The organism is Citrobacter sp. Cf088, from assembly GCF_030334295.1.
Classification (GTDB): domain Bacteria; phylum Pseudomonadota; class Gammaproteobacteria; order Enterobacterales; family Enterobacteriaceae; genus Citrobacter; species Citrobacter freundii.
In genome coordinates this window covers 513,865-538,460 of record NZ_JAOWEE010000053.1, presented here as the reverse complement: position 1 = coordinate 538,460, position 24,596 = coordinate 513,865, and the positions used below count along the sequence as shown (strand labels likewise).

At 52.7% G+C, this 24,596-nt stretch carries 30 protein-coding genes and 3 pseudogenes; 21 read left to right on the top strand and 12 right to left on the bottom strand.

Annotated features, from left to right (window positions below; genetic code table 11):
- The first annotated feature begins 277 nt into the window (after window positions 1-277).
- Together OGV71_RS25600 and OGV71_RS15455 are read left to right on the top strand one after the other, a co-directional pair.
- Window positions 278-421 carry a hypothetical protein gene (locus tag OGV71_RS25600; RefSeq protein WP_418219448.1) on the top strand — a complete coding sequence of 48 codons (144 nt, stop codon included), beginning with the start codon at window positions 278-280 and terminating at the stop codon, window positions 419-421.
- 19 nt (window positions 422-440) lie between these two features.
- Entirely contained in the window at window positions 441-665 is a 225-nt protein-coding gene (locus OGV71_RS15455) for a DUF2594 family protein (RefSeq protein ID WP_003030482.1), read from the top strand.
- A 66-nt stretch (window positions 666-731) separates the two neighbouring features.
- On the opposite strand, the gene sdiA is transcribed toward OGV71_RS15455, so the two are convergent.
- The 9 genes and pseudogenes from sdiA to OGV71_RS25595 form a co-directional block, all read right to left on the bottom strand.
- Window positions 732-1,454 carry a quorum-sensing transcriptional regulator SdiA gene (gene sdiA / locus OGV71_RS15450; RefSeq protein ID WP_003030480.1) on the bottom strand — a complete coding sequence of 241 codons (723 nt, stop codon included), beginning with the start codon at window positions 1,452-1,454 and terminating at the stop codon, window positions 732-734.
- Window positions 1,455-1,684: 230 nt separating this feature from the next.
- Window positions 1,685-2,437 carry an L-cystine ABC transporter ATP-binding protein TcyN gene (tcyN, locus tag OGV71_RS15445; RefSeq protein WP_003030477.1) on the bottom strand — a complete coding sequence of 251 codons (753 nt, stop codon included), beginning with the start codon at window positions 2,435-2,437 and terminating at the stop codon, window positions 1,685-1,687.
- On the bottom strand, window positions 2,434-3,102 hold the full coding sequence (gene tcyL / locus OGV71_RS15440; protein WP_003030474.1) for a cystine ABC transporter permease: 669 nt from the start codon (window positions 3,100-3,102) through the stop codon (window positions 2,434-2,436). The genes tcyN and tcyL overlap by 4 nt, the downstream gene beginning before the upstream one ends.
- A 21-nt stretch (window positions 3,103-3,123) precedes the next feature.
- Window positions 3,124-4,110, bottom strand: coding sequence for a D-cysteine desulfhydrase (gene dcyD / locus OGV71_RS15435; protein ID WP_204583493.1), 987 nt, complete (start codon window positions 4,108-4,110; stop codon window positions 3,124-3,126).
- A 107-nt stretch (window positions 4,111-4,217) separates the two neighbouring features.
- Window positions 4,218-5,018: a cystine ABC transporter substrate-binding protein gene (gene tcyJ, locus OGV71_RS15430; protein ID WP_003030469.1), complete on the bottom strand. Its 801-nt coding sequence runs from the start codon at window positions 5,016-5,018 to the stop codon at window positions 4,218-4,220.
- Window positions 5,019-5,118: 100 nt separating this feature from the next.
- Window positions 5,119-5,670, bottom strand: coding sequence for a flagella biosynthesis regulatory protein FliZ (gene fliZ, locus OGV71_RS15425; protein ID WP_016150547.1), 552 nt, complete (start codon window positions 5,668-5,670; stop codon window positions 5,119-5,121).
- Window positions 5,671-5,727: 57 nt separating this feature from the next.
- The gene (locus tag OGV71_RS15420; RefSeq protein ID WP_003030465.1) at window positions 5,728-6,447 is read right to left on the bottom strand and encodes an RNA polymerase sigma factor FliA; all 720 of its coding nucleotides are present in this window, start codon (window positions 6,445-6,447) and stop codon (window positions 5,728-5,730) included.
- A 162-nt stretch (window positions 6,448-6,609) separates the two neighbouring features.
- Complete coding sequence (locus OGV71_RS25515; RefSeq protein ID WP_423244086.1) at window positions 6,610-6,873, bottom strand: flagellin; 264 nt, start codon at window positions 6,871-6,873, stop codon at window positions 6,610-6,612.
- A gap of 48 nt (window positions 6,874-6,921) precedes the next feature.
- A pseudogene (locus OGV71_RS25595) lies at window positions 6,922-7,227 on the bottom strand (flagellin N-terminal helical domain-containing protein); the annotation flags it as partial.
- Between the two features lie 252 nt (window positions 7,228-7,479).
- Here OGV71_RS25595 and OGV71_RS25510 point away from each other — a divergent pair.
- Window positions 7,480-7,662 (top strand): annotated as a pseudogene (locus OGV71_RS25510) (hypothetical protein); the annotation flags it as partial.
- Window positions 7,663-7,758: 96 nt separating this feature from the next.
- Here the strand turns inward: OGV71_RS25510 and OGV71_RS25505 are convergent.
- Window positions 7,759-8,127 (bottom strand): annotated as a pseudogene (locus tag OGV71_RS25505) (flagellin N-terminal helical domain-containing protein); the annotation flags it as partial.
- 255 nt (window positions 8,128-8,382) lie between these two features.
- Between OGV71_RS25505 and fliD the strand changes: the two are divergent.
- The 4 genes from fliD to amyA all read left to right on the top strand — a co-directional run bounded on the left by fliD (window position 8,383) and on the right by amyA (window position 12,139).
- The gene (fliD, locus tag OGV71_RS15410) at window positions 8,383-9,789 is read left to right on the top strand and encodes a flagellar filament capping protein FliD (RefSeq protein WP_096878760.1); all 1,407 of its coding nucleotides are present in this window, start codon (window positions 8,383-8,385) and stop codon (window positions 9,787-9,789) included.
- 15 nt (window positions 9,790-9,804) lie between these two features.
- Window positions 9,805-10,212 (top strand): flagellar export chaperone FliS, encoded by a 408-nt coding sequence (gene fliS, locus OGV71_RS15405; RefSeq protein ID WP_053389328.1) that lies wholly within the window; start codon window positions 9,805-9,807, stop codon window positions 10,210-10,212.
- Window positions 10,212-10,583, top strand: a complete 372-nt coding sequence (gene fliT, locus OGV71_RS15400) for a flagella biosynthesis regulatory protein FliT (protein ID WP_003030458.1) — start codon at window positions 10,212-10,214, stop codon at window positions 10,581-10,583. Before fliS ends, fliT begins: the two co-directional genes overlap by 1 nt.
- Before the next feature lie 68 nt (window positions 10,584-10,651).
- Window positions 10,652-12,139: an alpha-amylase gene (amyA, locus tag OGV71_RS15395; protein WP_204583491.1), complete on the top strand. Its 1,488-nt coding sequence runs from the start codon at window positions 10,652-10,654 to the stop codon at window positions 12,137-12,139.
- Between the two features lie 40 nt (window positions 12,140-12,179).
- On the opposite strand, the gene yedD is transcribed toward amyA, so the two are convergent.
- Window positions 12,180-12,593: a lipoprotein YedD gene (yedD, locus tag OGV71_RS15390; protein ID WP_061548904.1), complete on the bottom strand. Its 414-nt coding sequence runs from the start codon at window positions 12,591-12,593 to the stop codon at window positions 12,180-12,182.
- A gap of 185 nt (window positions 12,594-12,778) precedes the next feature.
- Between yedD and yedE the strand changes: the two genes are divergently transcribed.
- Together yedE and yedF are read left to right on the top strand one after the other, a co-directional pair.
- A complete protein-coding gene (yedE, locus tag OGV71_RS15385; protein WP_204583490.1) occupies window positions 12,779-13,984 on the top strand; it encodes a selenium metabolism membrane protein YedE/FdhT in 1,206 nt (401 codons plus the stop codon).
- Window positions 13,981-14,214, top strand: coding sequence for a sulfurtransferase-like selenium metabolism protein YedF (gene yedF, locus OGV71_RS15380; protein WP_000790504.1), 234 nt, complete (start codon window positions 13,981-13,983; stop codon window positions 14,212-14,214). The genes yedE and yedF overlap by 4 nt, the downstream gene beginning before the upstream one ends.
- 55 nt (window positions 14,215-14,269) lie before the next feature.
- Here the strand turns inward: yedF and fliE are convergent, their stop codons facing one another.
- Window positions 14,270-14,584: a flagellar hook-basal body complex protein FliE gene (gene fliE, locus OGV71_RS15375; protein ID WP_003030448.1), complete on the bottom strand. Its 315-nt coding sequence runs from the start codon at window positions 14,582-14,584 to the stop codon at window positions 14,270-14,272.
- 216 nt (window positions 14,585-14,800) lie between these two features.
- On the opposite strand from fliE, the gene fliF reads away from it, so the two are divergent.
- From fliF to fliQ, 12 genes are all read left to right on the top strand, one after another.
- A complete protein-coding gene (gene fliF, locus OGV71_RS15370; protein WP_204583489.1) occupies window positions 14,801-16,474 on the top strand; it encodes a flagellar basal-body MS-ring/collar protein FliF in 1,674 nt (557 codons plus the stop codon).
- Entirely contained in the window at window positions 16,467-17,465 is a 999-nt protein-coding gene (fliG, locus tag OGV71_RS15365) for a flagellar motor switch protein FliG (RefSeq protein WP_003030443.1), read from the top strand. The genes fliF and fliG overlap by 8 nt, the downstream gene beginning before the upstream one ends.
- Window positions 17,458-18,165 (top strand): flagellar assembly protein FliH, encoded by a 708-nt coding sequence (gene fliH, locus OGV71_RS15360; protein WP_003030441.1) that lies wholly within the window; start codon window positions 17,458-17,460, stop codon window positions 18,163-18,165. The genes fliG and fliH overlap by 8 nt, the downstream gene beginning before the upstream one ends.
- Window positions 18,165-19,535, top strand: coding sequence for a flagellar protein export ATPase FliI (gene fliI, locus OGV71_RS15355; protein WP_003030440.1), 1,371 nt, complete (start codon window positions 18,165-18,167; stop codon window positions 19,533-19,535). Before fliH ends, fliI begins: the two co-directional genes overlap by 1 nt.
- 21 nt (window positions 19,536-19,556) lie before the next feature.
- Window positions 19,557-20,000, top strand: a complete 444-nt coding sequence (gene fliJ / locus OGV71_RS15350) for a flagellar export protein FliJ (protein WP_003839084.1) — start codon at window positions 19,557-19,559, stop codon at window positions 19,998-20,000.
- Window positions 19,997-21,211 (top strand): flagellar hook length control protein FliK, encoded by a 1,215-nt coding sequence (fliK, locus tag OGV71_RS15345; protein WP_204583488.1) that lies wholly within the window; start codon window positions 19,997-19,999, stop codon window positions 21,209-21,211. The genes fliJ and fliK overlap by 4 nt, the downstream gene beginning before the upstream one ends.
- Before the next feature lie 104 nt (window positions 21,212-21,315).
- A complete protein-coding gene (gene fliL, locus OGV71_RS15340; protein ID WP_003030435.1) occupies window positions 21,316-21,783 on the top strand; it encodes a flagellar basal body-associated protein FliL in 468 nt (155 codons plus the stop codon).
- A 4-nt stretch (window positions 21,784-21,787) separates the two neighbouring features.
- On the top strand, window positions 21,788-22,792 hold the full coding sequence (gene fliM / locus OGV71_RS15335; RefSeq protein ID WP_048218013.1) for a flagellar motor switch protein FliM: 1,005 nt from the start codon (window positions 21,788-21,790) through the stop codon (window positions 22,790-22,792).
- Window positions 22,789-23,202 (top strand): flagellar motor switch protein FliN, encoded by a 414-nt coding sequence (fliN, locus tag OGV71_RS15330; protein ID WP_003030433.1) that lies wholly within the window; start codon window positions 22,789-22,791, stop codon window positions 23,200-23,202. The genes fliM and fliN overlap by 4 nt, the downstream gene beginning before the upstream one ends.
- A complete protein-coding gene (gene fliO / locus OGV71_RS15325; protein ID WP_171862552.1) occupies window positions 23,202-23,579 on the top strand; it encodes a flagellar biosynthetic protein FliO in 378 nt (125 codons plus the stop codon). Before fliN ends, fliO begins: the two co-directional genes overlap by 1 nt.
- Window positions 23,579-24,316, top strand: a complete 738-nt coding sequence (fliP, locus tag OGV71_RS15320; protein WP_003030427.1) for a flagellar type III secretion system pore protein FliP — start codon at window positions 23,579-23,581, stop codon at window positions 24,314-24,316. The genes fliO and fliP overlap by 1 nt, the downstream gene beginning before the upstream one ends.
- A 9-nt stretch (window positions 24,317-24,325) precedes the next feature.
- The gene (gene fliQ, locus OGV71_RS15315; RefSeq protein WP_003030425.1) at window positions 24,326-24,595 is read left to right on the top strand and encodes a flagellar biosynthesis protein FliQ; all 270 of its coding nucleotides are present in this window, start codon (window positions 24,326-24,328) and stop codon (window positions 24,593-24,595) included.
- The last annotated feature ends 1 nt before the right edge of the window (window position 24,596 follow it).

Genomic DNA, 24,596 nt, shown 5'->3' with positions numbered 1-24,596 from the left:
GGATAACGCTACCGATAGTTAATCGGTCCTATGTTAACGGGTTTTATCTCAACTTTGAAATGTAAAAAACGCCCGACTTTCGATTTTGCTCTCGTTTTTGGAAATTAGATTGTACGACGAGTGGAAACTTTCAGTACTGGTAACCTTTTGCTACGGTTATATCTGTGTAGCTGTTTCATAATGGTGACAAAAAGATCATATTCCTTCGCTGAATGCAAACCAGGCAGTCAAAGTTGTAACAATAATTAACGAGGAAAATACTCGAAATAAACAACATGTGGAGAAAATATATGCACTGCAACATGTTGTTTATTTTAATGTCCACAACATTGGTCCGCGCAAAAAACAACCACAGATATTTTTAGCCTCGCTTATGGTATACTCCGCCGCCTTAAGATTTGACATCGCACTTTTTCATTGAAACATAACGAGGAAAATAAATGAGTACGCCTGACTTTTCCACTGCTGAGAATAACCAGGAACTGGCCAATGAAGTCACCTGCCTGAAAGCCATGTTAACGCTGATGCTGCAGGCAATGGGTCAAGCCGATGCAGGCCGCGTGATTCTTAAAATGGAAAAACAGCTCGCGCTGATTGAAGATCAATCACAGGCTGCGGTATTTTCCAACACGGTTAAGCAAATTAAACAAGCTTACCGCCAGTAATAAGAAACCGGCTGATAGCAATGCTCTCAGCCGGTTTTGCGTCTGACACTCAGAACGATTATTTACTCAGATAAGCCCGGTTGCCGCGGCATAACAGGCTATCTGCGTTTTGTTTGGCGCATTGAATTTCTTTTGCATATTCTTCTGGTGGAAGTTCACAGTATTTTCAGAAATCGACAGAATGATGGCTATCTCTGAAGAGGTTTTCCCCTCTGCCGTCCATTTCAATATTTCCTTTTCTCGCTTGCTAAAACGCATCTCTGGCGCCATAACCATGTCATCTTCCAGTCGCGTCAGTACAGACAGACTTTCCCGTACCAGAAGCTGCATCCTGAGCTCCACTTCATCGCTCGCAAGGCGACTGTTACGGATACTTGCACGCGATACAGATAAAAAACCCAACGCCCGGTTAGGCAACATTAAGCATTGCGTCATCCCTTTGCGTAAACCGTGATTGCGCGCGGCGTCCCACAAAGGTTGCGCATCGCGAAACAGAGTATCGTTCCAGGGTAAATGCCCCTGACTGAAGTTTTCAGGTTTCAGCACCGGATCAATGGCAAAATAATTTTCGGACTGATAATGCGCCACCCATGCTTTGGGATAGGTCGTATGAAGTGACGTTTTAGGTCGGGTAAAAGGTACCGGATGACGAACACAGAGCGCGTAAAAATCAAACTCTAAGTGCTGCGTCTGTTGTTGCAATTCCGTATAGACATCCTCTGCCGTCGCCATTTCCTGAAAGCGTAACAGCATGCTCCGTCGCCAGGTGAAGAAATCAAGATCCTGCATACTAAGTGGTAATGCCCCTGAGATTGATAATCATCCAAACATATGAAACAAGCTAACACATAAATGTATTTTATATATGCAAATTATCGGACAAATGAACAATTACTTGAGTATTACTCAACAGCGGAAGTAAGTAACAGAATCAAATGTTAATAATAAAGCAATAATTATAAATAGTTATGCGAAGAGCACTCGCCAGAAACAATCCCGGCGAGTGCCATATACACTATTTATTGCATCAAAAACTTTTCAAGAAACTGACGGGTACGTGGCTGCTGCGGATGCGTGAATAAGGATTTTGCTGGTCCCTGCTCTACTATCCGTCCTTGATCCATAAATATCGCTCTATCGGCAACATCGCGAGCAAAGCTCATTTCATGCGTCACAATTACCATGGTGCGTTTTTCCTGCGCCAGTTGGCGGATGGTATTAAGTACCTCGCCAACCAGTTCAGGATCAAGCGCGGAGGTCGGTTCATCAAAAAGAATAACCTCAGGTCGCATCGCCAGCGCTCGGGCAATCGCTACGCGCTGCTGCTGCCCACCCGATAAACGCCGCGGATAGCTGGTTTCTTTACCTGCCAGCCCGACTTTCGCCAGCAATTCACGCGCACGAGCGGTCGCTTCAGCTTTTGGTTCACCTTTGACTATCACCGGCCCTTCAATAATGTTTTCCAGCACTGTCCGATGGGGAAACAAATTAAAGTTCTGGAACACAAAACCGACGTGCTGGCGTAACTGACGAATCAGCCCTTTCTGCTGGGTCAACGAACGCGCGGTATCAATGGTAATCTCACCCACTTTAATGGTGCCCGCCTCCGGTTGCTCCAGCAAATTAATGCTACGCAGCAGCGTGGTTTTGCCCGATCCGCTCGGCCCGATAATCGCTACTACTTCACCAGGTTTGACGTCAAGATCGATCCCGTGCAGCACCGTTTGCCCATGAAATTTTTTGACCAGGTTTCTGACTTCGATAGCACTCATTTCGGCTCTCTCTCCTGGCGGTTCAGTTGTTCTTCAAAATAGTTTTGCAGCGCAGAAAGCACCGTCGCCATCACCCAGTAAATCAACGAGGCCGCCAGATACATCGTAAAGACTTCCAGCGTACGCGAGGTAATCAGCTGCGCCTGACGGAACAGTTCTGGTACCTGAATAGTGGCGGCCAAAGAGGTATCTTTCACCAGACTGATAAAGCTGTTGCTCAGCGGCGGCAGCGCAACGCGCGCAGCCTGTGGCAGGATTGCCCGGCGCATAGTCTGCCAGCGCGTCATACCAATACTGGCACCCGCCTCCCACTGTCCTTTGTCGATGGAAGAGATTGCCGCACGCAGGGTTTCCGCAGCGTAGGCGGCTGTATTAAGCGACAAGCCAATCATCGCCGCCGGGATGGGATCAAGCTCAATACCAAACTGCGGCAGACCGTAATAAATCATAAACAGCTGGGCAATCAACGGCGTTCCGCGAAAGATAGAGATATAAAAACGCGCCAGCCAGCGCACAGGCAGCAGCGGCGACAGACGCATCAACGCCAGGATAAACCCCAGCACGAGGCCAAAAAACATCCCGCCGATACTCAGTTGCAGCGTAAAAACCGCGCCTTTGAGCAGATACGGCAGGGAATCAATTACCAGTTGAATACTTTCATGCATTAGCGTTTTTCGACCTGGTTGTTACACGTGAGGATGGTAGGCAAACAGTGCAGGTGCCCCACCGGTATGAATAAAGAGGATTGGCCCTTCATCTTTGAAGCGCTTCTGGCTGATGCCGTCAATCAAACCCGCCATCGCCTTACCGGTATACACCGGATCCAACAAAACGCCTTCGAGGCGCGCCAGCAGTTTTACCGCCTCCATGCCCTCTTCGTTTGGCGTACCGTAGCCTGGCGCATAATAATCATCCCATAACAGGATATCCGCTGAGGCCGTCAGTTCCAGTTCACGGGCAATATCCTGCTGCAACGTAACAACTTTGGGTTTTTGATCCGCCACGCTGCGCGAAACGGTCACGCCGATAAGCTCGACATCTGGCATCAGTTGCTCCAGCCCCACCGCCAGCCCGGCATGCGTTCCCGCACTGCCCGACGCGACCACCACGGAAGAGAGCGAAACGGCCCCTTCACACTGCTGGGCAATTTCCAGCGCGCTTTCCACATAACCCATCGCCCCCAGAGCATTAGAGCCCCCAACCGGGATCACATACGGGCGGAACCCTTGCGCTTCAACGCGCGTCGCCAGCTCCTGCAACTGCGCATTCGGATCGGTTAGCGCGTCACACATTTCGATCTGCGTATTAAACAGATCCAACAGCAGACGGTTGCCATTGGTGAGATAGTTTTCCGCCGTGGTGCCAATCGGATTTTCCAACAGCGCCACGCAGTGCAGGCCAAGCTTAGCCGCTACCGCCGCAGTCTGACGAACGTGGTTAGATTGGATGGCACCCGCGGTTATCAGCGTATCAGCGCCTTCACGCAGCGCGTCTGCGGCCAGAAACTCCAGCTTACGCAGCTTATTGCCGCCCATGGCCATCGGCGTGACGTCATCGCGTTTGATGAAAATATCGCGCCCGAGGTAGTCGGAGAAACGTGGAAGATATTCGAGCGGCGTTGGCGCGCCAATAAATTCCAGACGTGGAAAGCGCGTTAAGTTATGCAGCGGCATACAGCCTCCGGTATTCGTTGTTGTGATGTTCTTTTTATTATGCACGCTCAGGCGCAATGAAATAAAAAAAGGCGCTGTTAAAGGCGCCTTTTTTCATCGGATGCCGATTATTTCGTCACATCCGCTCCAAACCATTTTTCAGACAGGGCTTTCAGCGTACCGTCTTTCTGCATTTCAGCAATGGCCGCATCAACCGCTTTCAGCAGATCTTCATTGCCTTTGCGCAGCGCCACGCCGGACTCCTGACGGGAGAACGCTTCACCGGTCACAGCCAGCGTATCCTTGGTTTTCTTGACCAGATCCAGCGCCGCCAGACGGTCAACCAGAATGGCGTCGATACGGCCTACACGCAGATCCTGGTATTTGGTCGGGTCATCATCATAGGTACGAATATCCACGCCCTGCACGTTCTGGCGCAGCCACTCTTCATAGTTGGTGCCCAGACCAACGCCGACTTTTTTACCTTTCAGATCGGCAGCGGTCTTAATAACGCCTTCATTGCCTTTTTTCACCAGCGCCTGAATACCAGAAACCGTATACGGGGTAGAGAAATCGTATTTTTTCTTACGTTCGTCAGAGATGGTCACCTGGTTGATGACCACATCAATGCGCTTGGAATCAAGAGAGGCCAGCATACCGTCCCACTTGGTCGGCTTCAGGTTAGCTTTCACCCCAAGGTGCTTGGCCAGTTCCTCAGCGAATTCCACTTCGAAACCGGTCAGCTTGCCGTCATCGCCCTGAAAACTAAACGGGGGATAGGTCCCTTCCAGGCCCACCAGCAGCGTGCCGCGCTCTTTAACTTTATTTAACAGACCTTCATCTGCATAAGTCTTTACGCTCATTCCGGCGACAAGTGCAACAGCCATTACACCCATCAGAGCCTGACGTCCCAGAAGTGCTAATTTCATAGTTACCCCGAATATTGTCATTAGTGACTATCATTTATGACTACAGTGTAAAACGTTTGCTGTGATCCACAAACACGACTCTGTTACACCTTATTCGTTTTTAATATATATCAGAACTGGCTGTCCAGGAGGATTTCTGCATATGCCCTATATGCGTATGGGCTTTAAACTGCTCATACTTACGTAAGGCGATGCGGTAATTGTTGGTGCTGGTTTCCGGCAGCCACGGGGCAAGGTTTTCGTCGAGGAACCCTTCCTGTAGCAGATCGTGAGAGATATTTTGTTCGGTCAGGTGATTCCCGAGGCGACGCAGACGGACAACGTATTCACGTACCGTGCCGTGACTCATTTCGGTCTGCTCAAATAAAAACTGTTTAAAACCGATAATATCGAAAAAGTCGCTCTGCTCTTTGCAATGCAAATCACCGCAAAAACGACACAGTGCCACCCACTCTTTTTTCTCCTGCTCCCACTCGGCTTCATCCAACAAAGTGTCCAGGCGGGCGATGGCGATTTTATTCACAATTTGCCCGCGACGAACCAGCGTGATCCGGTCGAGCAACTTAAAGCAATGGGCGCAATGCGTCTGGCTGTGTTTGAAATCTTTGAGGTAGCGGCTTAGAGGCCGTCTTTTTGATTGCTGCACCGTCATGAGAACTCCTGGTAGTCAATTCGTAATGCGGCATTGTTCAGGGGTAATGATGTACCCCTATAGCTTACCCAGCTTGGTGCGTAGACGTTTGATGGCCTGACTGTGCAACTGGCTAACCCGTGATTCCCCGACTTCCAGTACCGCGCCAATCTCTTTCAGATTCAGCTCTTCCTGGTAGTACAGCGTTAACACCAGCTTTTCGCGCTCCGGCAACGCCTCGATCGCGTCCATTACGCGCTGGCGGAGGTTACCCTCAAGTAGCTGTTGTAACGGGTTTTCCTGCTGATGTTCTTCCGTCACCAGCTCAATACTATCGCCATGCTCTTCCCGCCACTCGTCATAAGAGAAGAGTTGGCTGTTATTGGTATCGAGCAACATCTGACGATACTCTTGCACAGGAATAGCCAGACGCGCCGCCACTTCGGTTTCCGTTGCGTTGCGTCCTAATTCCTGCTCCAGTTGTCCCATCGCCTGTGCCACTTCGCGAGCATTGCGCCGAACGCTACGCGGCACCCAATCCCGGCTACGTAGTTCGTCCAGCATTGCTCCACGAATACGCTGCACTGCGTAAGTGGTAAATGCCGTTCCTTGCAAAGCGTCATATCGGTCAACGGCATTCAATAACCCGATGCCGCCCGCTTGTAGCAGGTCATCCAGTTCTACGCTCGCCGGCAAACGCACCTGAAGGCGCAATGCTTCGTGACGCACCAACGGTACATAACGCTGCCACAGCGAGTGTTTATCCATTACACCTTCAGCGGTATACAGTGAATTCACGATAAACAGCCCTGCGTTAAATGAGTTATCGGCATGATTATCCGTTTCTGCAGGGGTTTTAATCGGGTGAATAGTGGGTGAAATGAGGGGTTATTTAGGGGTTACGGGTAAAGCTAAATGTAAAAAACCCCGCCGGAGCGGGGTTTGCGCGATAAGTGTAAATTAACGCAGCAGAGACAGAACGTTCTGCGGAACCTGGTTGGCCTGTGCCAGTACAGAGGTACCTGCCTGCTGCAGGATCTGTGCTTTGGACATGTTGGACACTTCGGTCGCGTAGTCAGCATCTTCGATACGGCTACGTGCAGAAGTCAGGTTGTTAACGGTGTTACCCAGGTTGGTGATGGTAGAATCGAAACGGTTCTGTACCGCACCGAGGTCAGAACGCAGCGCATCAACCTGTGCCAGAGCTTTATCAAGAACAGCCAGCGGATCTGCAGTGCTGGTGGTTGCTTTAGCTACATCTTCGTTAACCAGTTTAGCACTACCGTTTTTATCGGTAGTTACATACATGGTTTTCTTATTCGCGCCAGTGCCAGTAGTTACATTGCCATCAACATCTACATCATAGGTAGCGCCACTCGCTTTCAGCGTGCTACCAGTTTTGGTTGCGTTCGCATTCTGCAAATCGGCTACAGTTGCTGCTTTGTTAGCGGTTGTAGAAGCAGTAGTCAATGTACCATTCTGACTTGCGTATAATGCAACATCAGTTTTAACTTTTGCGCCAGTACCAACAGCAGCAGTTGAAGAGTCAACAGTAAAGGTCACTGTTTTACCATCAACTTTAGCCGTGTAGTCGCCATTACCAAACTCTGGGTCAGTACCATCGGCTGTTTTGGTAAATTCCATACCATCAAAGTTGAACTTATCACCGACTTTCGCACTTGCACCCAATGTTGCGAGACTGGTTGCAGAACCGTTAGCTGTCGCGGCGGTGGTATAGACAGTAGATGCTGTGTTCGGTACAGTCGGTCCAGTCACCAGACTACCATCAGCCGCGCTGACATAAAGGGCATTACCACCTGAAGTTACAGTTTGGGATTTAACATCAACATTAACGGTTCCCGCTGCACCGCCAACAGTAGCGCTGTAGTTATCAGTACCAGTCGCACCAAACTTGGAGATCAGATCGCTGGCAGTGGCTTTCTGCGCACCGTTCACGCGGAAATCAGCTACACCCAGGCTCTGAGTATCGATTTTTTTCAGGTCGATGGAGATAGTTTCGCCGTCGTTCGCGCCAACCTGAATTTTCAGAGTGTTGTCCTGAGCCAGTACTTTCACACCGTTGAACTGAGTCTGACCGGATACGCGGTCGATTTCGCCCAGACGCTGAGTGATTTCGTTCTGGATGGAAGTCAGGTCGCTATCGGAGTTGGAGCCGTTAGTTGCCTGAACAGTCAGTTCACGTACACGCTGCAGGTTGTTGTTGATTTCGTTCAGCGCGCCTTCAGTAGTCTGCGCGATGGAGATACCGTCGTTGGCGTTACGGGAAGCCTGAGTCAAACCTTTGATGTTTGCAGTGAAGCGGTTAGCGATCGCCTGACCAGCAGCATCGTCTTTCGCGCTGTTGATACGCAGACCAGAGGACAGACGCTCGATAGCGGAGCTCAGAGTAGACTGAGATTTGTTCAGGTTGTTCTGGGTCAACAGCGACAGGCTGTTTGTATTGATGACTTGTGCCATGATCTTTTCCTTATCAATTACAACTTGATGTTATTGGGCTGTTGCCCACGGTTTCTCACCGTAACCCATGTATCGGCACGTTAATTTCGAACTTTAGAAAATTTTTACTTTCCGCCCTCTTTTTTCTTAGCCCCTGAAATACCCTCTTTATATGCCATTATTCTGCGCATTATTTTTACAAAACTATCATTAAACTTTGCGCGCAGATTGCCGATAACCCGCTTAACTACTGTTTGCAATCACAAGGAATTAGGCATGCCTTCATTTACATCATTGGGCGTCGGCTCAAACTTACCGCTGGATACATTGCTGACAAATCTGACGACTGCTGAAAAAAAACGTTTAACTCCAATTACTCAGCAGCAGAGTTCAAACACTGCGAGACTGACGGCCTACGGCACGCTAAAAAGCGCGCTGGAAAAATTCCAGACGGCAAATACCACATTAAATAGCGCCGATCTGTTTAAAAGCACCACCGTCACCAGCAGTACAGAAGATCTTACAGCATCGACCTCTGCCGGCGCAGCGGCTGGAACCTATATGATTAGCGTGACGCAACTGGCGCAGGCGCAATCATTAACGACGAAAAGCGGTATCAATTCAGTTAAAGAGGCGTTAGGTGACACTTCCTCTGACACCCGCACGATTAAAATCGAGCAAAAAGGCCGTAAAGAACCGCTGGAAATTAAGTTAGGCAAAGACCAGACGTCACTGGAAGGAATTCGAGATGCCATTAACGACGCTGACAGCGGTATTTCCGCCAGTATCGTGAAAGTTAAGGAAAATGATTATCAGCTGGTATTAACGGCCGACAGCGGTGTCGATAATAAGATGACCATTTCCGTCAGCGGCGACAGTAAGCTCAATGATTTACTGGCCTACGACAGCACCGCCGGTAGCGGAAATATGAAACAGCTGGTGGAAGCCAAAAATGCGTTGTTAAAGGTTAATGGTATTGATATTGAACGCCCGAGCAACACCATTACCGATGCTCCGCAAGGCGTAACGCTGAATCTGACTAAAGTGGTCACCGACGCGCGCCTCACCGTTACTAAGAGTAACGATAAGGCAACGGAAGCGATCAAAGGCTGGGTTGATGCCTACAACTCGTTGCTGGATACCTTCTCAACGCTGACCAAATACACCGAGGTGGATCCCGGAGCCGAAACTCAGGACACCAATAACGGTGCTCTACTCGGCGACAGCGCGGTACGAACTATCCAGACAGGGATCCGCGCCCAGTTTTCCAATGGCGCCGGCGACGGTGCATTTAAAACGTTAGGTGAAATCGGGATTACCACTGACGGAACCTCCGGCAAATTGAAAATTGACGACACCAAGCTAAAAAAAGCGCTGGAAGATAATACCGCAGCTACCCGTCAACTGCTGGTTGGTGATGGCAAAGAAACCGGGATTACCACCAAAATTGCCACTGAAGTAAAAGGCTACCTGGCCGATGACGGCATTATTGACGTAGCCCAGGACAACATTAACGCCACGCTGAAAAAACTAACCAAACAATATCTGGCCGTCAGCAACAGCATCGACGATACCGTCGCGCGCTATAAAGCACAGTTTACGCAGCTTGATAGCATGATGAGCAAACTGAACAGCACCAGTACTTATCTGGGCCAACAATTTTCAGCCATGAGCAATTCCTGATAACACGAGGTAAGCATGTATACCGCGAGCGGTACCAAAGCCTATGCACAGGTCGGCATAGAGAGTGGCGTGATGAGCGCCAGTCCACACCAGCTGATCGAAATGTTGTTTGACGGCGCGAACAGCGCCCTGGTGCGCGCTCGCCTGTTTATGCAGCAGGGTGATATCGTCGCCAAAGGCGAGGCCTTAAGCAAAGCCATTAACATTATCGACAATGGCCTGAAGGCAGGGCTGGATCAGGAAAATGGCGGCGAAATCGCCACCAACCTGTCTTCACTGTACGACTATATGATCCGCCGTTTACTGCAAGCCAACTTGCGTAATGATTGTCAGGCTATTGAAGAAGTCGAAGGGTTACTCGGCAACATTGCAGATGCCTGGAAACAGATCTCACCGAAAGCATCTTCCCAGGAGTCTCGTTAATGACCTCAGCCGTGGAGTTTATCAACCGTTGGCAGCGCATCGCGCTACTCAGTCACTCGCTGCTGGAACTGGCACAGCGCGGTGAATGGGACCTTTTACTGGAACAGGAAGTTACCTATCTGCAAAGTATTGAAGTGGTCATGGAAGAGCAAACTCCACCGGGCATTACGCGAAGTATTCAGGACTTAGTCGCCGGGTACATTAAACAGACGCTGGATAACGAGCAACTGCTCAAAACATTATTGCAGCAACGCCTGGATGAACTCAGCAACCTCATCGGCCAGTCGACACGCCAAAAGACGCTGAATAACGCCTATGGTCGTCTTTCCGGCATGCTGTTAGTCCCCGACGCCCCCACTGCCCCACAATAATTTCCCGTCTCGTCTGAATTATCTTCCATACTCCAGAGGTCGGCCAAACGACTTCTGGAGCACGGAAGATGAAAAATCCCACATTATTGCAGTACTTCCACTGGTATTACCCTGATGGCGGTCAATTGTGGACCGAGCTTGCCGAACGCGCAGGCGGGCTCAATGACATCGGCATCAACATGGTATGGTTGCCCCCCGCTTATAAAGGCGCTTCTGGCGGTTATTCGGTGGGTTACGACTCCTACGATCTGTTTGATTTGGGCGAATTCGACCAAAAGGGAACCGTCGCCACCAAATACGGCGATAAAAACCAGCTGCTGGCGGCGATAGACGCGCTTAAGCACAATGATATTGCCGTACTGCTGGACGTGGTGGTTAACCACAAAATGGGCGCAGATGAGAAAGAAAAGATCCGCGTCCAACGGGTTAACGCCGAGGATCGCACGCAAATAGACGATGAGATTATCGAATGCGAAGGCTGGACGCGCTATACCTTCCCTGCCCGCGCAGGACAGTACTCGCAATTCATATGGGACTTCAAATGTTTCAGCGGCATTGACCATATCGAGAATCCCACCGAAGACGGGATTTTTAAAATCGTTAACGATTACACCGGCGAAGGCTGGAACGACCAGGTTGATGATGAATTGGGTAATTTTGATTACCTGATGGGCGAGAACATCGACTTTCGTAATCACGCCGTCACCGAGGAGCTCAAATACTGGGCGCGCTGGGTGATGGATCAAACCCATTGCGACGGCTTTCGCCTGGATGCCGTCAAGCACATTCCGGCCTGGTTTTATAAAGAGTGGATTGAACACGTGCAGGAAGTGGCGCCAAAACCGCTGTTTATCGTCGCGGAATACTGGTCCCACGAAGTCGATAAGCTACAAACCTACATCAACCAGGTAGAGGGGAAAACCATGCTGTTCGACGCCCCCCTACAGATGAAGTTTCACGAAGCGTCCCGTCAGGGCCGCGATTATGATATGAGCCAGATTTTCGCCGATACCCTGGTAGAAGCCGATCCGTTTCATGCCGTCACGCTGGTGGCCAATCACGACACCCAACCTTTACAGGCACTCGAAGCCCCTGTCGAGCCGTGGTTTAAGCCGCTGGCCTATGCGCTGATCTTGCTGCGTGAAAATGGCGTACCGTCGGTGTTTTACCCTGACCTCTACGGAGCGCATTACGAAGACACCGGCGGCGATGGCGAAACCTATCCTATCGACATGCCGATCATCGAACAGCTTGATGAACTGATCCTCGCGCGCCAGCGCTTCGCACACGGGGTACAGACGCTCTTTTTCGATCATCCCAACTGTATCGCTTTTAGCCGCAGCGGAACAGACGACGATCCCGGCTGTGTGGTTGTTCTGTCTAACGGCGATGACGGGGAAAAGACCATCAATCTCGGCGCCAATTACGGCAATAAAACCTGGCGTGACTATCTGGGAAATCGCGAGGAAAGCGTGGTCACCGATGAAAACGGTGAAGCAACGTTTTACTGTAACGGCGGGAGCGTCAGCGTGTGGGTCATTGAAGAAGTGATATAAAACTTAACCCCGGTGGCCATTGGCTACCGGGGCGTACGGTTTATGGCAGTGGCGTAGGCAACGGCGTTTTCTTTAACGCGTCAGCGCACTCCTGCGTCGGGCGATCCACCCGCTGCAGCGTCATACCGTCATATTCCAGCGTATTGCCTTCGCGCTCGATCTCATACAGCTCGCGTTTCACCGTCACGTTGGTGAGATCGCCAGAGAGCATCGTCAGTTTCCCCGGCAGCGCGATCACCCGCTGCCACTGGCGACAATCCAGCGTATCGCCCTCTTTCGTTATCACCAGGCTGGCAATCGCTTCCGGGCTTACCAGACTGCGTTGCGGACCTTTTGACTGCCAGTATCCTTCCAGACCGGCTGGCGCTGGCGTTTTCACCACGTCGTTATAATTTTCTACTTCGGCGCATCCGGTTAGCGCCAGAAATACACCAACGATTGCTAATTTTTTCATCATTCATCCTGCATGCGAAGAAAATGGGATTGTGGCATTAAAGGCCTGATGTCGCCAGCCTTTCAGCGGCATTGAGAAAGATTGATCCAGACGGTATTACCTCTTATTACTCATAGTCAAAAATTATGAACGGTGTAGTATCCACACTTCTTGTTACATACCTTCTGAGTTCAGAGGCGCAACGCATGTCATGGCAACACTTCAAACAGGCCTGGTTAATTAAATTTTGGGCCCCCGCCCCTGCGGTCATCGCAGCGGGTATTCTCTCCACTTATTATTTCGGCATTACGGGAACCTTTTGGGCCGTTACCGGTGAATTCACCCGTTGGGGTGGACAAATCCTGCAACTGTTTGGCGTGCACGCCGAAGAGTGGGGATACTACAAGCTGATTCATCTCGAAGGCTCGCCCCTGACCCGCATTGACGGCATGATGATCCTCGGTATGTTCGGTGGCTGTTTTGCTGCCGCGCTGTGGGCTAACAACATCAAGTTACGCATGCCGCGCAGTCGGGTGCGCATTATGCAGGCGATAGTTGGCGGGATGATCGCCGGATTCGGCGCCCGGCTCGCGATGGGCTGCAACCTGGCCGCATTCTTCACCGGCATTCCACAGTTCTCGCTACATGCCTGGTTTTTCGCGCTGGCAACGGCAATCGGCTCATGGTTTGGCGCACGCTTTACCCTGCTGCCGATGTTTCGTATTCCGGTCAAAATGCAGAAAGTCTCCGCCGCTTCGCCGTTGACGCAAAAGCCGGATCAGGCCCGTCGCCGTTTCCGCCTTGGCATGCTGGTGTTTATCGGCATGATCGGCTGGGCGCTGCTCACCGCGATGGATAAACCCAAGCTCGGTCTGGCGATGCTGTTTGGCGTTGGGTTCGGTCTGCTGATTGAACGGGCGCAAATCTGCTTCACCTCCGCCTTCCGCGACCTGTGGATTTCTGGTCGCACCCATATGGCAAAAGCAATCATCTTCGGGATGGCGGTCAGCGCCATCGGTATCTTTAGCTACGTGCAACTGGGCGTCGAGCCTAAAATCATGTGGGCGGGTCCAAATGCGGTGATCGGCGGCTTGCTGTTCGGCTTTGGCATCGTTTTAGCGGGCGGATGCGAAACCGGCTGGATGTACCGCGCCGTTGAAGGCCAGGTGCATTACTGGTGGGTTGGTCTGGGCAACGTTATTGGCTCGACCATTCTGGCCTACTACTGGGATGATTTTGCTCCCGCGCTTGCCACCAACTGGGACAAAGTGAATCTGCTCAACACCTTCGGTCCGCTCGGCGGTCTGCTGGTAACCTATCTGCTGTTGTTTGCCGCGCTGATGCTCATTATCGGCTGGGAAAAACGCTTCTTCCGTCGCGCAGGGCTAACGCCTGCCAAGGAGTCTGTATGAAAAATATCGTGCCTGATTATCGCCTCGATATGGTCGGCGAACCGTGTCCATACCCGGCTGTCGCCACGCTGGAAGCGATGCCGCAATTGAAGAAAGGTGAAATTCTGGAAGTGGTGAGCGATTGCCCGCAGTCAATCAACAATATTCCACTGGATGCGCGTAATCACGGCTATACGGTGCTGGATATTCAGCAGGATGGCCCAACGATCCGCTATTTGATTCAGAAGTAACTGGTTGCCGGATGGCCGCTGTGCTTATCCGGCAACCAGTCTCTGCACGTTAAACCTACACCTGCATCGACATGACTTCCTGATACGCCGACACCAGTTTGTTACGTACCTGAATACCCATCTGCATTGATACCGACGCTTTTTGCATATCGGTCATCACATCATTCAGCGCAATACCCGGTTCACCGAGGGTAAATTTCTCAGCCTGCGTACGGGACGCGGTTTGCACATCGCTGATCCTGTCTAACGCCGCATGCAGTTGACCGGCAAAACTCACGGTCGGTTGTGGCTGCATATCCTGCATTTTTGCTGACATCGCCGTGGCTTGCAACTGGCTGATGACCCCTTCAATCCCCTGTATTGCCGACATTCTGATCCCCTGGATGATTTTTTACTTAGCTGAGATTACCAGTTAGTCAATAAGATAAAGGCGTTAAATAACGATAAAAAACCACGGTTTTTAACGCATAGAAAAATTCGAAACCGCAAATAATGAGACCGTCAATTTTTCGAGTTTGCTGACCCGGGAGTGAGTCTTGTTCCACTTTGCAAAAAACGCCGTCCACGATAAGCCACGAGGTGCGAGATGAGTGCGACAGCATCGACTGCAACCCAGCTTAAACCTCTCGAGTGGTTAAACCGCCTGCGCGCGAATCCCAGAATTCCTCTGATTGTGGCGGGAGCCGCTGCCGTCGCTATCATCGTGGCGATGGTCCTGTGGGCCAAAACACCTGACTACCGCACACTGTTCAGCAACCTATCCGATCAGGATGGTGGCGCGATTGTCACCCAACTGACGCAGATGAACGTTCCCTATCGTTTTACTGAGGGAAGCGGTGCTATAGAAGTTCCTGCCGATAAAGTTCACGAATTGCGGTTACGTCTGGCACAACAAGGTCTGCCGAAGGGCGGCGCCGTTGGCTTTGAGCTGCTGGATCAGGAAAAGTTTGGTATTAGCCAGTTTAGCGAGCAGGTCAACTACCAGCGTGCGCTGGAAGGTGAATTAGCTCGTACCATTGAAACGCTGGGACCGGTAAAACGCGCCCGCGTGCATCTGGCAATGCCAAAACCGTCGCTGTTTGTGCGTGAGCAAAAAGCGCCTTCAGCCTCCGTGACCGTTAACCTTGAACCGGGCCGCGCACTGGATGAAGGTCAAATCAGTGCGGTCACACATCTGGTTTCCAGCGCTGTTGCAGGCTTGCCGCCGGGCAACGTTACACTGGTCGACCAGGCTGGTCACCTGTTAACTCAGTCGAACACCAGCAGCCGCGATCTTAACGATGCGCAGTTGAAATACGCCAGCGATGTCGAAGGGCGCGTTCAACGTCGTATCGAATCGATCCTGTCGCCGATTGTCGGCAACGGCAACGTACATGCGCAGGTCACCGCACAACTGGATTTTGCTAATAAAGAGCAAACCGAAGAACAGTACCGTCCAAACGGTGATGATTCCCAGGCAGTGCTGCGTTCACGCCAGTTAAACGTCAGTGAGCAGATCGGTAGCGGAGCGCCAGGCGGCGTACCGGGCGCATTGTCTAATCAACCAGCACCGGCTAATACCGCGCCAATCGCCACCCCTCCGGCTAATCAGCAAAATGCGCAAGCCACGCAAACGGCAAATAACAACAATAATGCTGGTCCACGCAGTACGCAGCGTAATGAAACCAGCAACTATGAAGTCGACCGTACCATTCGCCACACCAAAATGAACGTCGGCGATGTGCAGCGTCTCTCGGTTGCAGTGGTGGTCAACTATAAAACGTTGCCGGACGGTAAACCGCTGCCGTTAACCGCCGATCAGATGAAACAGATTGAGGACCTGACCCGCGAAGCGATGGGCTTCTCCGACAAGCGTGGCGATACCCTGAACGTGGTGAATTCACCCTTCACGGCGACCGACGATTCCCTTGGCGAGCTGCCGTTCTGGAAACAGCAGGTCTTTATTGAACAGTTGATGACCGCAGGCCGTTGGTTGCTGGTGCTGCTTGTTGCCTGGATCCTGTGGCGTAAGGCTGTTCGCCCGCAGTTGGTTCGCCGCAGCGAAGAAGCAAAAGCGGTACAAGAACAAACGCGTATCCGTCAGGAAACCGAAGAAGCGGTAGAAGTTCGCCTCAGCAAAGACGAACAAACCCAGCAGCGTCGTACGAATCAACGTCTGGGTGCAGAAGTGATGAGCCAGCGTATTCGTGAAATGTCAGATAACGATCCGCGCGTCGTGGCGCTGGTCATTCGCCAGTGGATGAGTAACGATCATGAGTAATGCCCTTACCGGTACCGATAAAAGCGTCATCCTGCTGATGACCATTGGCGAAGATCGCGCGGCTGAGGTATTTAAACACCTTTCCACGCGCGAAGTTCAGGCGCTCAGTACAGCGATGGCGAACGTACGCCAGATCTCCAACAAACAGTTGACGGAAGTACTGGCCGAGTTTGAGCAAGAAGCAGAACAATTTGCCGCGCTGAATATCAACGCCAACGAATATCTGCGCTCCGTGCTGGTGAAAGCGCTGGGCGAGGAACGCGCTTCCAGCCTGCTGGAAGATATTCTGGAAACCCGCGATACCACCAGCGGCATTGAAACGCTCAACTTTATGGAACCGCAAAGCGCCGCCGACCTTATCCGCGACGAGCATCCGCAGATTATCGCCACCATTCTGGTACACCTCAAACGGGGCCAGGCCGCCGATATTCTGGCGCTGTTCGACGAGCGTTTACGTCACGACGTGATGCTGCGTATCGCCACCTTCGGCGGCGTGCAGCCTGCCGCGCTGGCAGAACTGACCGAGGTACTGAACGGTCTACTCGATGGTCAGAACCTCAAGCGCAGCAAAATGGGCGGCGTGAGAACGGCAGCAGAAATTATCAACCTGATGAAAACCCAGCAGGAAGAAGCGGTTATTACCGCCGTACGCGAATTCGACGGCGAGCTGGCACAGAAAATTATCGACGAGATGTTCCTGTTCGAAAACCTGGTGGACGTCGACGATCGCAGTATCCAGCGTCTGTTGCAGGAAGTGGATTCCGAATCGCTGCTGATTGCCCTGAAAGGTGCCGAACAGCCGCTACGCGAGAAGTTCCTGCGCAACATGTCGCAACGTGCTGCCGATATTCTGCGTGACGACCTTGCCAACCGCGGCCCGGTGCGTTTGTCGCAGGTGGAAAACGAACAGAAAGCCATTCTGCTTATTGTGCGTCGTCTGGCGGAAACCGGCGAGATGGTGATAGGCAGCGGCGAGGATACCTATGTCTAACGAACTGCCGTGGAAAGTCTGGACTCCGGACGACCTCGCCCCACCGATGGCGGAGTTCGTACTGGCCGACCACAGCGAAACGCCGCTGTCAGAAGAAGCTGAAGAGCCACAGCTTTCCGCAGAGCAACAGCTTGAACAGCAGCTCGCACAGCTGCAAATGCAGGCCCATGAGCAAGGGTATAACGCGGGGCTGGCGGAAGGTCGACAAAAAGGTCACGAACAAGGCTATCAGGAAGGTCTGAGCCAGGGGCTGGAGCAAGGCCAGAACCAGGCGCGAGCACAGCATGCGCCGATCCATGCCCGCATGCAGCAACTGGTGAGTGAATTTCAGAATACGCTGGACGCGCTGGATAGCGTCATTGCCTCGCGCCTGATGCAAATGGCGCTGGAAGCTGCGCGTCAGGTGATTGGTCAGACGCCAATCGTGGATAACGCGGCGCTGATTAAGCAAATCCAACAGTTATTGCAACAGGAACCGCTGTTTAGCGGTAAACCGCAGCTGCGCGTACATCCGGACGATCTCCAGCGTGTAGAGGAGATGCTCGGTGCCACTCTCAGCCTGCACGGCTGGCGGCTACGCGGCGACCCGACTCTGCATCACGGCGGTTGTAAAGTCTCCGCCGACGAAGGCGATCTGGATGCCAGCGTCGCCACACGCTGGCAAGAACTCTGCCGTCTGGCAGCGCCAGGAGTCGTGTAATGACCACTCGCCTGACTCGCTGGCTCAATACGCTGGACAACTTCGAAGAGAAAATGTCACTGCTGCCTGCGGTGCGTCGTTATGGTCGCCTGACCCGCGCAACCGGGCTGGTGCTGGAGGCCACGGGGTTACAGCTGCCGCTCGGTGCCACCTGCGTCATTGAACGCCAGGACGGCAACGAAACCCAGGAGGTCGAAAGCGAAGTCGTGGGCTTTAACGGTCAACGTCTGTTTCTGATGCCGCTCGAAGAAGTCGAAGGCGTTCTGCCCGGCGCACGCGTATACGCGAAGAACATTGCCGGAGAAGGTCTGCAAAGCGGGAAGCAATTACCGCTTGGCCCTGCTCTGCTGGGTCGTGTGCTGGACGGTAGCGGCAAACCGCTCGACGGACTGCCCGCCCCGGATACCACCGAAACCGGCGCGCTGATTACACCGCCGTTTAACCCCCTGCAACGCACCGCGATTGAACACGTCCTGGATACCGGCGTACGTCCTATTAACGCGTTGTTAACCGTCGGCCGCGGCCAGCGTATGGGACTTTTCGCCGGTTCCGGTGTCGGTAAAAGCGTCCTGCTCGGCATGATGGCGCGCTATACCCAGGCCGATGTTATCGTCGTAGGTCTGATTGGCGAGCGTGGTCGCGAAGTTAAAGATTTTATTGAAAATATTCTCGGCGCTGACGGTCGCGCACGCTCGGTAGTGATTGCCGCTCCGGCGGACGTCTCGCCGCTGTTACGTATGCAAGGCGCGGCCTACGCCACGCGCATCGCCGAAGATTTTCGCGATCGCGGACAGCATGTATTGCTGATTATGGACTCCCTCACCCGCTACGCGATGGCACAACGTGAGATAGCCCTGGCGATCGGCGAGCCACCGGCAACCAAAGGTTATCCACCCTCAGTATTCGCTAAGTTACCGGCGCTGGTCGAACGGGCCGGAAACGGTATCCACGGCGGCGGTTCAGTCACCGCGTTTTATACGGTACTGACCGAGGGTGACGACCAACAGGACCCGATTGCCGATTCCGCGCGCGCGATTCTGGACGGTCACATTGTGCTGTCTCGTCATCTGGCCGAGGCGGGTCACTATCCGGCCATCGATATTGAAGCCTCGATCAGCCGCGCCATGACCGCACTCATTAGTGAAAAACACTATGCACGGGTGCGTAACTTTAAACAGTTGCTGTCCAGCTTCCAGCGTAACCGCGATCTGGTCAGCGTAGGAGCGTATGCGAAAGGCAGCGATCCGATGCTGGATAAAGCCATCGCCTTATGGCCGCAGCTGGAAGCATTCTTACAGCAAGGTATTTTTGAACGGGCTGACTGGGAAGATTCTCTACAAGCTTTGGAACTGATTTTCCCTGGTGTGTGATTAAGCAGGAGAGCATAGGTCATGGCACAACATGGTGCATTAGCAACATTGAAAGACCTGGCTGAAAAAGAGGTAGATGACGCTGCTGTCTTATTGGGAGAGATGCGTCGTGGCTGTCAGCAGGCGGAAGAACAGTTAAAAATGCTGATCGATTATCAGCATGAGTATCGCAACAATCTGAATACCGATATGGGCCAGGGTATTACCAGCAATCGCTGGATCAATTACCAACAATTTATTCAGACGCTGGAAAAAGCGATTGAGCAACATCGCCAACAGCTCAATCAATGGACACAGAAAGTAGACCAGGCATTGAACAGTTGGCGCGACAAAAAACAACGATTACAGGCGTGGCAGACGTTGCAGGACAGACAAACCTCGGCGGCGTTACTGGCCGAAAACCGCCTGGATCAGAAAAAAATGGATGAATTTGCTCAGCGCGCAGCTATGAGGAAACCCGAATGATTACTTTACCCCAACTGATTACCACCGACACCGATGTAGCCGCAGGTCTTCAGTCAGGCAAAGCGGTAGATTCACCCGAGGATTTTTTAGCGCTACTGGCTGGCGCATTAGGTGCGGGCGACGCACAAGGTAAAGACGCCCCGCTGTCGCTTGCTGACTTACAGGCGGCCAGCAGTAAGCTGCAAAAAGGGTTGCTGCAAAAAAATGGCGATGCCACACAGTCGGTCAAATTAACCGATCTGCTGGCGCAAAAGGAGCTGCAAACCGAGACTTCTCTTGCCGACATGACTGACGCTCAGCAACTGTTGTCCGCTCTCACGCCTTCACTGAAAGCGAATGCCCTGACGACACTGAGCAAAGTCGCTCAGCAGGACGAAAAAAACACTACGCTGAGTGATGACGATCTCGCCAAGCTGAGCGCGTTGTTCGCCATGCTGCCAGGACAACCACTGGCTACGTCTGCCGTCGACAGCGCACCAGCCCCTGTTGATGCGGCGCTTTCCGCATTGTCACGAGGCGCGGTACACGGCGCGGCGACTGATAATGCAGCCGAATTACTGCCGGGTGATGCCAAAAAAGGCAAAGCGGATATCACGATTGCTGGCGGTGGTGCTAATCAGGCAAACAACCCGGCATTAACCCCGCTGACGGCGGCAGCGAACGCCAGAACTGAAATCGACAGCACCCCGTCACCGACCAGCATTGGCATGACTGCGGCCCCGCTAAGTGGTCCACAAACACACGCACAACCGTTACCGACGGCCGCGCCGGTGTTAAGCGCTCCGTTAGGTAGCCATGAATGGCAGCAATCGCTGAGCCAGCACGTCACCTTGTTCACGCGCCAGGGCCAGCAAAGCGCAGAGCTGCGTCTGCATCCGCAGGACCTGGGTCAGGTACATATTTCGCTCAAGCTGGACGATAACCTCGCGCAGTTACAAATGGTTTCACCGCACAGCCACGTGCGCGCCGCACTGGAAGCCGCATTACCGATGCTGCGTACACAGTTGGCTGAAAGCGGGATCCAACTGGGGCAAAGCAACATCAGCAGTGAAAGCTTCGCTGACCATCAGCAGTCTTCCGGACAGCAACAGCAGTCTGGTCGCGCTCAAGGACAAGACATTTTTGCCGCTGAAGATGACGCAATACTGGCAACCCCAGCCTCGCTGCAAGCCGCTGCCCGCGGCGATGGCGCAGTAGACATCTTCGCCTAACGCCAGAGGTAGCATGATTATCCGCGTCTTTTCCACGCTTTGTCGTGGACAGGACACGGGATAATCAGCCCATAAGCTGTACCGAAACAGGAAGCCCGTATCTGATGACTGACTCCGCGATTAACAAAAAAAGTAAACGCGCTATTTGGATCCCTCTGCTGGTATTAATTACCCTCGCCGCCTGCGCAACTGCAGGTTATAGCTACTGGCGCATGCAGCAGCAGCCTTCCGCCAGCGTCAAAGCGGAACCGGCTCCACCGCCAGCCCCGGTGTTCTTTGCGCTGGATACCTTTACCGTCAATCTGGGTGATGCAGACCGTGTGCTGTATATCGGTATCACATTGCGCATGAAAGATGAGGCGACACGTTCACGTCTTAACGAATATCTGCCGGAAGTGCGCAGCCGCTTGCTGCTGCTATTTTCTCGTCAGAATGCGGCCACACTCGCCACCGAGGAAGGTAAGCAACAGCTGATTACCGCTATCAAAGAGACGCTGGCGACTCCGCTTGTTGTTGGGCAGCCGAAACAGGTTGTCACCGACGTTCTTTATACAGCTTTTATTCTGCGGTAAAGACATGGGCGACAGTATTCTTTCTCAGGCAGAAATCGACGCATTGCTGAACGGCGATAGCGAAACCAAAGACGAACCCATTTCAGGTATCGCAAAAGAAAGCGATATTCGTCCTTATGATCCCAACACTCAGCGTCGCGTGGTACGTGAGCGTTTACAGGCGTTGGAGATCATTAACGAACGCTTTGCGCGCCAGTTCCGTATGGGGTTATTTAACCTGTTGCGCCGTAGCCCGGATATTACCGTGGGGGCGATCCGTATCCAGCCTTACCACGAATTTGCGCGCAACTTGCCGGTTCCGACTAACCTGAACTTAATCCACCTGAAGCCGCTGCGCGGTACGGGTCTGGTTGTGTTCTCACCAAGTCTGGTATTTATCGCCGTAGACAACCTGTTCGGTGGTGATGGTCGTTTCCCGACGAAAGTGGAAGGCCGCGAATTTACGCACACAGAACAGCGCGTTATCAACCGCATGCTGAAGCTGGCGCTGGAAGGCTACAGCGATGCGTGGAAGGCCATCAACCCGCTGGAAGTGGAATACGTCCGTTCCGAGATGCAGGTGAAATTTACCAATATCACCACCTCCCCGAACGACATTGTGGTGAACACCCCGTTCCACGTTGAAATTGGCAACCTGACCGGTGAATTTAACATCTGTCTGCCATTCAGCATGATTGAGCCGTTGCGTGAGCTGCTGGTGAATCCGCCGCTGGAAAACTCGCGTAATGAAGATCAGAACTGGCGCAATAATCTGGTGCGTCAGGTTCAGCATTCTGAGCTGGAGCTGGTGGCAAACTTTGCCGACATTCCGCTGCGGCTATCCCAGATTTTAAAACTGAAACCCGGCGATGTACTGCCGATTGAAAAACCCGACCGCATTATTGCTCATGTGGACGGCGTGCCTGTGCTGACCAGCCAGTATGGCACCGTAAACGGTCAGTATGCGTTACGCGTAGAACATCTGATAAACCCGATTTTGAATTCGCTGAATGAGGAACAGCCCAAATGAGTGATATGAATAATCCGTCCGATGAGAACACTGGCGCATTGGACGATCTGTGGGCTGACGCGTTAAACGAGCAAAAAACCACGCCCACCAAAAGTGCGGCCGATGCGGTATTCCAGCAGTTAGGTGGCGGCGACGTCAGCGGTGCTTTGCAGGACATCGACCTGATCATGGACATTCCGGTCAAACTGACCGTCGAACTGGGCCGTACCCGCATGACCATCAAAGAGCTGCTGCGCCTGACGCAGGGGTCGGTTGTCGCACTGGATGGTCTGGCAGGCGAACCGCTGGATATCCTGATCAACGGTTATCTGATTGCCCAGGGCGAAGTCGTCGTGGTCGCGGATAAATACGGTGTGCGTATCACTGACATTATCACCCCATCTGAACGTATGCGCCGTCTGAGCCGTTAATCATGAATACCCAGGCTACCGTTTCTCAACCCGCCGCCGTTCCCGGCTCACCGCTGGTGCAGGTAAGCGGCGCGCTGCTCGGGATCATCGTCTTGATCCTGGCGGTGGCCTGGGTCATTAAACGTCTGGGGTTTGCCCCCAAAAGTGCCGGTACTCGCGGGCTGAAAGTCGCAGCCAGCACCTCATTGGGTCCACGTGAGCGCGTGGTGATTGTCGAGGTCGAAGATACCCGTCTGGTACTGGGTGTCACAGCCTCGCAGATTAACGTCCTGCACACCCTGCCCCCGGCACCTGCCGATGCAGAAGAAAAAACGGCCTCCCCTGCGGATTTCCAGGCCATGATGAAGAGTTTGCTTAAGCGTCCTGGGAGATCCTGATGCGCCGTTTGTTATCCCTCACGCTGGCAGGCTTGTGGCTTTTCAGTCCCGTTGCCCTCGCCCAACTCCCGGGTCTGGTTAGTCAGCCGTTGCCGGGCGGCGGACAAAGCTGGTCTTTGCCCGTGCAGACACTGGTGTTCATCACCTCGCTAACGTTCCTGCCTGCAATTTTGCTGATGATGACCAGCTTCACCCGCATCATCATTGTTTTCGGTCTCCTGCGAAATGCGCTGGGTACCCCCTCTGCACCACCTAATCAGGTGCTACTGGGCCTGGCGCTCTTTTTGACCTTTTTCATCATGTCGCCGGTGATCGATAAAATCTACGTCGACGCATATCAACCGTTCAGCGAAGAGAAGATCTCCATGCAGGAAGCTATGGAGAAAGGCGCCCAGCCGCTGCGTGAGTTTATGTTGCGCCAGACCCGTGAAGCCGATCTGGCACTCTTCGCGCGCTTAGCAAACAGCGGTCCATTACAGGGACCAGAAGCCGTGCCGATGCGAATTTTGCTACCCGCTTATGTCACCAGTGAGTTGAAAACAGCATTCCAGATAGGTTTTACCATTTTTATTCCGTTTCTGATTATCGACCTGGTGATTGCCAGCGTACTGATGGCGCTCGGGATGATGATGGTACCACCAGCCACAATCGCGTTGCCGTTTAAGCTGATGCTGTTTGTGTTGGTAGACGGTTGGCAGCTACTTGTCGGCTCGCTGGCACAAAGCTTTTACAGTTAGAGGCGCGAAATGACTCCTGAATCGGTCATGATGATGGGCACAGAGGCGATGAAAGTCGCCCTGGCCCTTGCTGCGCCTTTGCTGTTGGTCGCTCTCGTCACAGGTCTTATCATCAGTATTCTGCAGGCGGCGACCCAGATTAACGAAATGACGCTGTCCTTCATTCCCAAAATTGTCGCGGTGTTTATTGCCATCATTGTTGCTGGCCCGTGGATGCTTAACCTGCTGCTCGACTACGTGCGTACGCTGTTCAGCAATATCCCCTACATCATCGGGTAGA

Coding starts and splice junctions, on each gene's coding strand:
- yedD (WP_061548904.1), bottom strand. CDS start 12,593: ATGAAAAAATTAGCAATCGTTGGTGTATTTCTGGCGCTAACCGGATGC.
- fliZ (WP_016150547.1), bottom strand. CDS start 5,670: ATGACGGTGCAGCAATCAAAAAGACGGCCTCTAAGCCGCTACCTCAAA.
- fliE (WP_003030448.1), bottom strand. CDS start 14,584: ATGTCGGCAATACAGGGGATTGAAGGGGTCATCAGCCAGTTGCAAGCC.
- sdiA (WP_003030480.1), bottom strand. CDS start 1,454: ATGCAGGATCTTGATTTCTTCACCTGGCGACGGAGCATGCTGTTACGC.
- fliJ (WP_003839084.1), top strand. CDS start 19,557: ATGGCACAACATGGTGCATTAGCAACATTGAAAGACCTGGCTGAAAAA.
- tcyL (WP_003030474.1), bottom strand. CDS start 3,102: ATGCATGAAAGTATTCAACTGGTAATTGATTCCCTGCCGTATCTGCTC.
- fliL (WP_003030435.1), top strand. CDS start 21,316: ATGACTGACTCCGCGATTAACAAAAAAAGTAAACGCGCTATTTGGATC.
- fliD (WP_096878760.1), top strand. CDS start 8,383: ATGCCTTCATTTACATCATTGGGCGTCGGCTCAAACTTACCGCTGGAT.
- fliS (WP_053389328.1), top strand. CDS start 9,805: ATGTATACCGCGAGCGGTACCAAAGCCTATGCACAGGTCGGCATAGAG.
- fliM (WP_048218013.1), top strand. CDS start 21,788: ATGGGCGACAGTATTCTTTCTCAGGCAGAAATCGACGCATTGCTGAAC.
- fliN (WP_003030433.1), top strand. CDS start 22,789: ATGAGTGATATGAATAATCCGTCCGATGAGAACACTGGCGCATTGGAC.
- fliI (WP_003030440.1), top strand. CDS start 18,165: ATGACCACTCGCCTGACTCGCTGGCTCAATACGCTGGACAACTTCGAA.
- fliQ (WP_003030425.1), top strand. CDS start 24,326: ATGACTCCTGAATCGGTCATGATGATGGGCACAGAGGCGATGAAAGTC.
- fliH (WP_003030441.1), top strand. CDS start 17,458: ATGTCTAACGAACTGCCGTGGAAAGTCTGGACTCCGGACGACCTCGCC.
- yedF (WP_000790504.1), top strand. CDS start 13,981: ATGAAAAATATCGTGCCTGATTATCGCCTCGATATGGTCGGCGAACCG.
- OGV71_RS15455 (WP_003030482.1), top strand. CDS start 441: ATGAGTACGCCTGACTTTTCCACTGCTGAGAATAACCAGGAACTGGCC.
- fliF (WP_204583489.1), top strand. CDS start 14,801: ATGAGTGCGACAGCATCGACTGCAACCCAGCTTAAACCTCTCGAGTGG.
- fliK (WP_204583488.1), top strand. CDS start 19,997: ATGATTACTTTACCCCAACTGATTACCACCGACACCGATGTAGCCGCA.
- amyA (WP_204583491.1), top strand. CDS start 10,652: ATGAAAAATCCCACATTATTGCAGTACTTCCACTGGTATTACCCTGAT.
- tcyJ (WP_003030469.1), bottom strand. CDS start 5,018: ATGAAATTAGCACTTCTGGGACGTCAGGCTCTGATGGGTGTAATGGCT.
- fliT (WP_003030458.1), top strand. CDS start 10,212: ATGACCTCAGCCGTGGAGTTTATCAACCGTTGGCAGCGCATCGCGCTA.
- dcyD (WP_204583493.1), bottom strand. CDS start 4,110: ATGCCGCTGCATAACTTAACGCGCTTTCCACGTCTGGAATTTATTGGC.
- fliP (WP_003030427.1), top strand. CDS start 23,579: ATGCGCCGTTTGTTATCCCTCACGCTGGCAGGCTTGTGGCTTTTCAGT.
- yedE (WP_204583490.1), top strand. CDS start 12,779: ATGTCATGGCAACACTTCAAACAGGCCTGGTTAATTAAATTTTGGGCC.
- fliG (WP_003030443.1), top strand. CDS start 16,467: ATGAGTAATGCCCTTACCGGTACCGATAAAAGCGTCATCCTGCTGATG.
- tcyN (WP_003030477.1), bottom strand. CDS start 2,437: ATGAGTGCTATCGAAGTCAGAAACCTGGTCAAAAAATTTCATGGGCAA.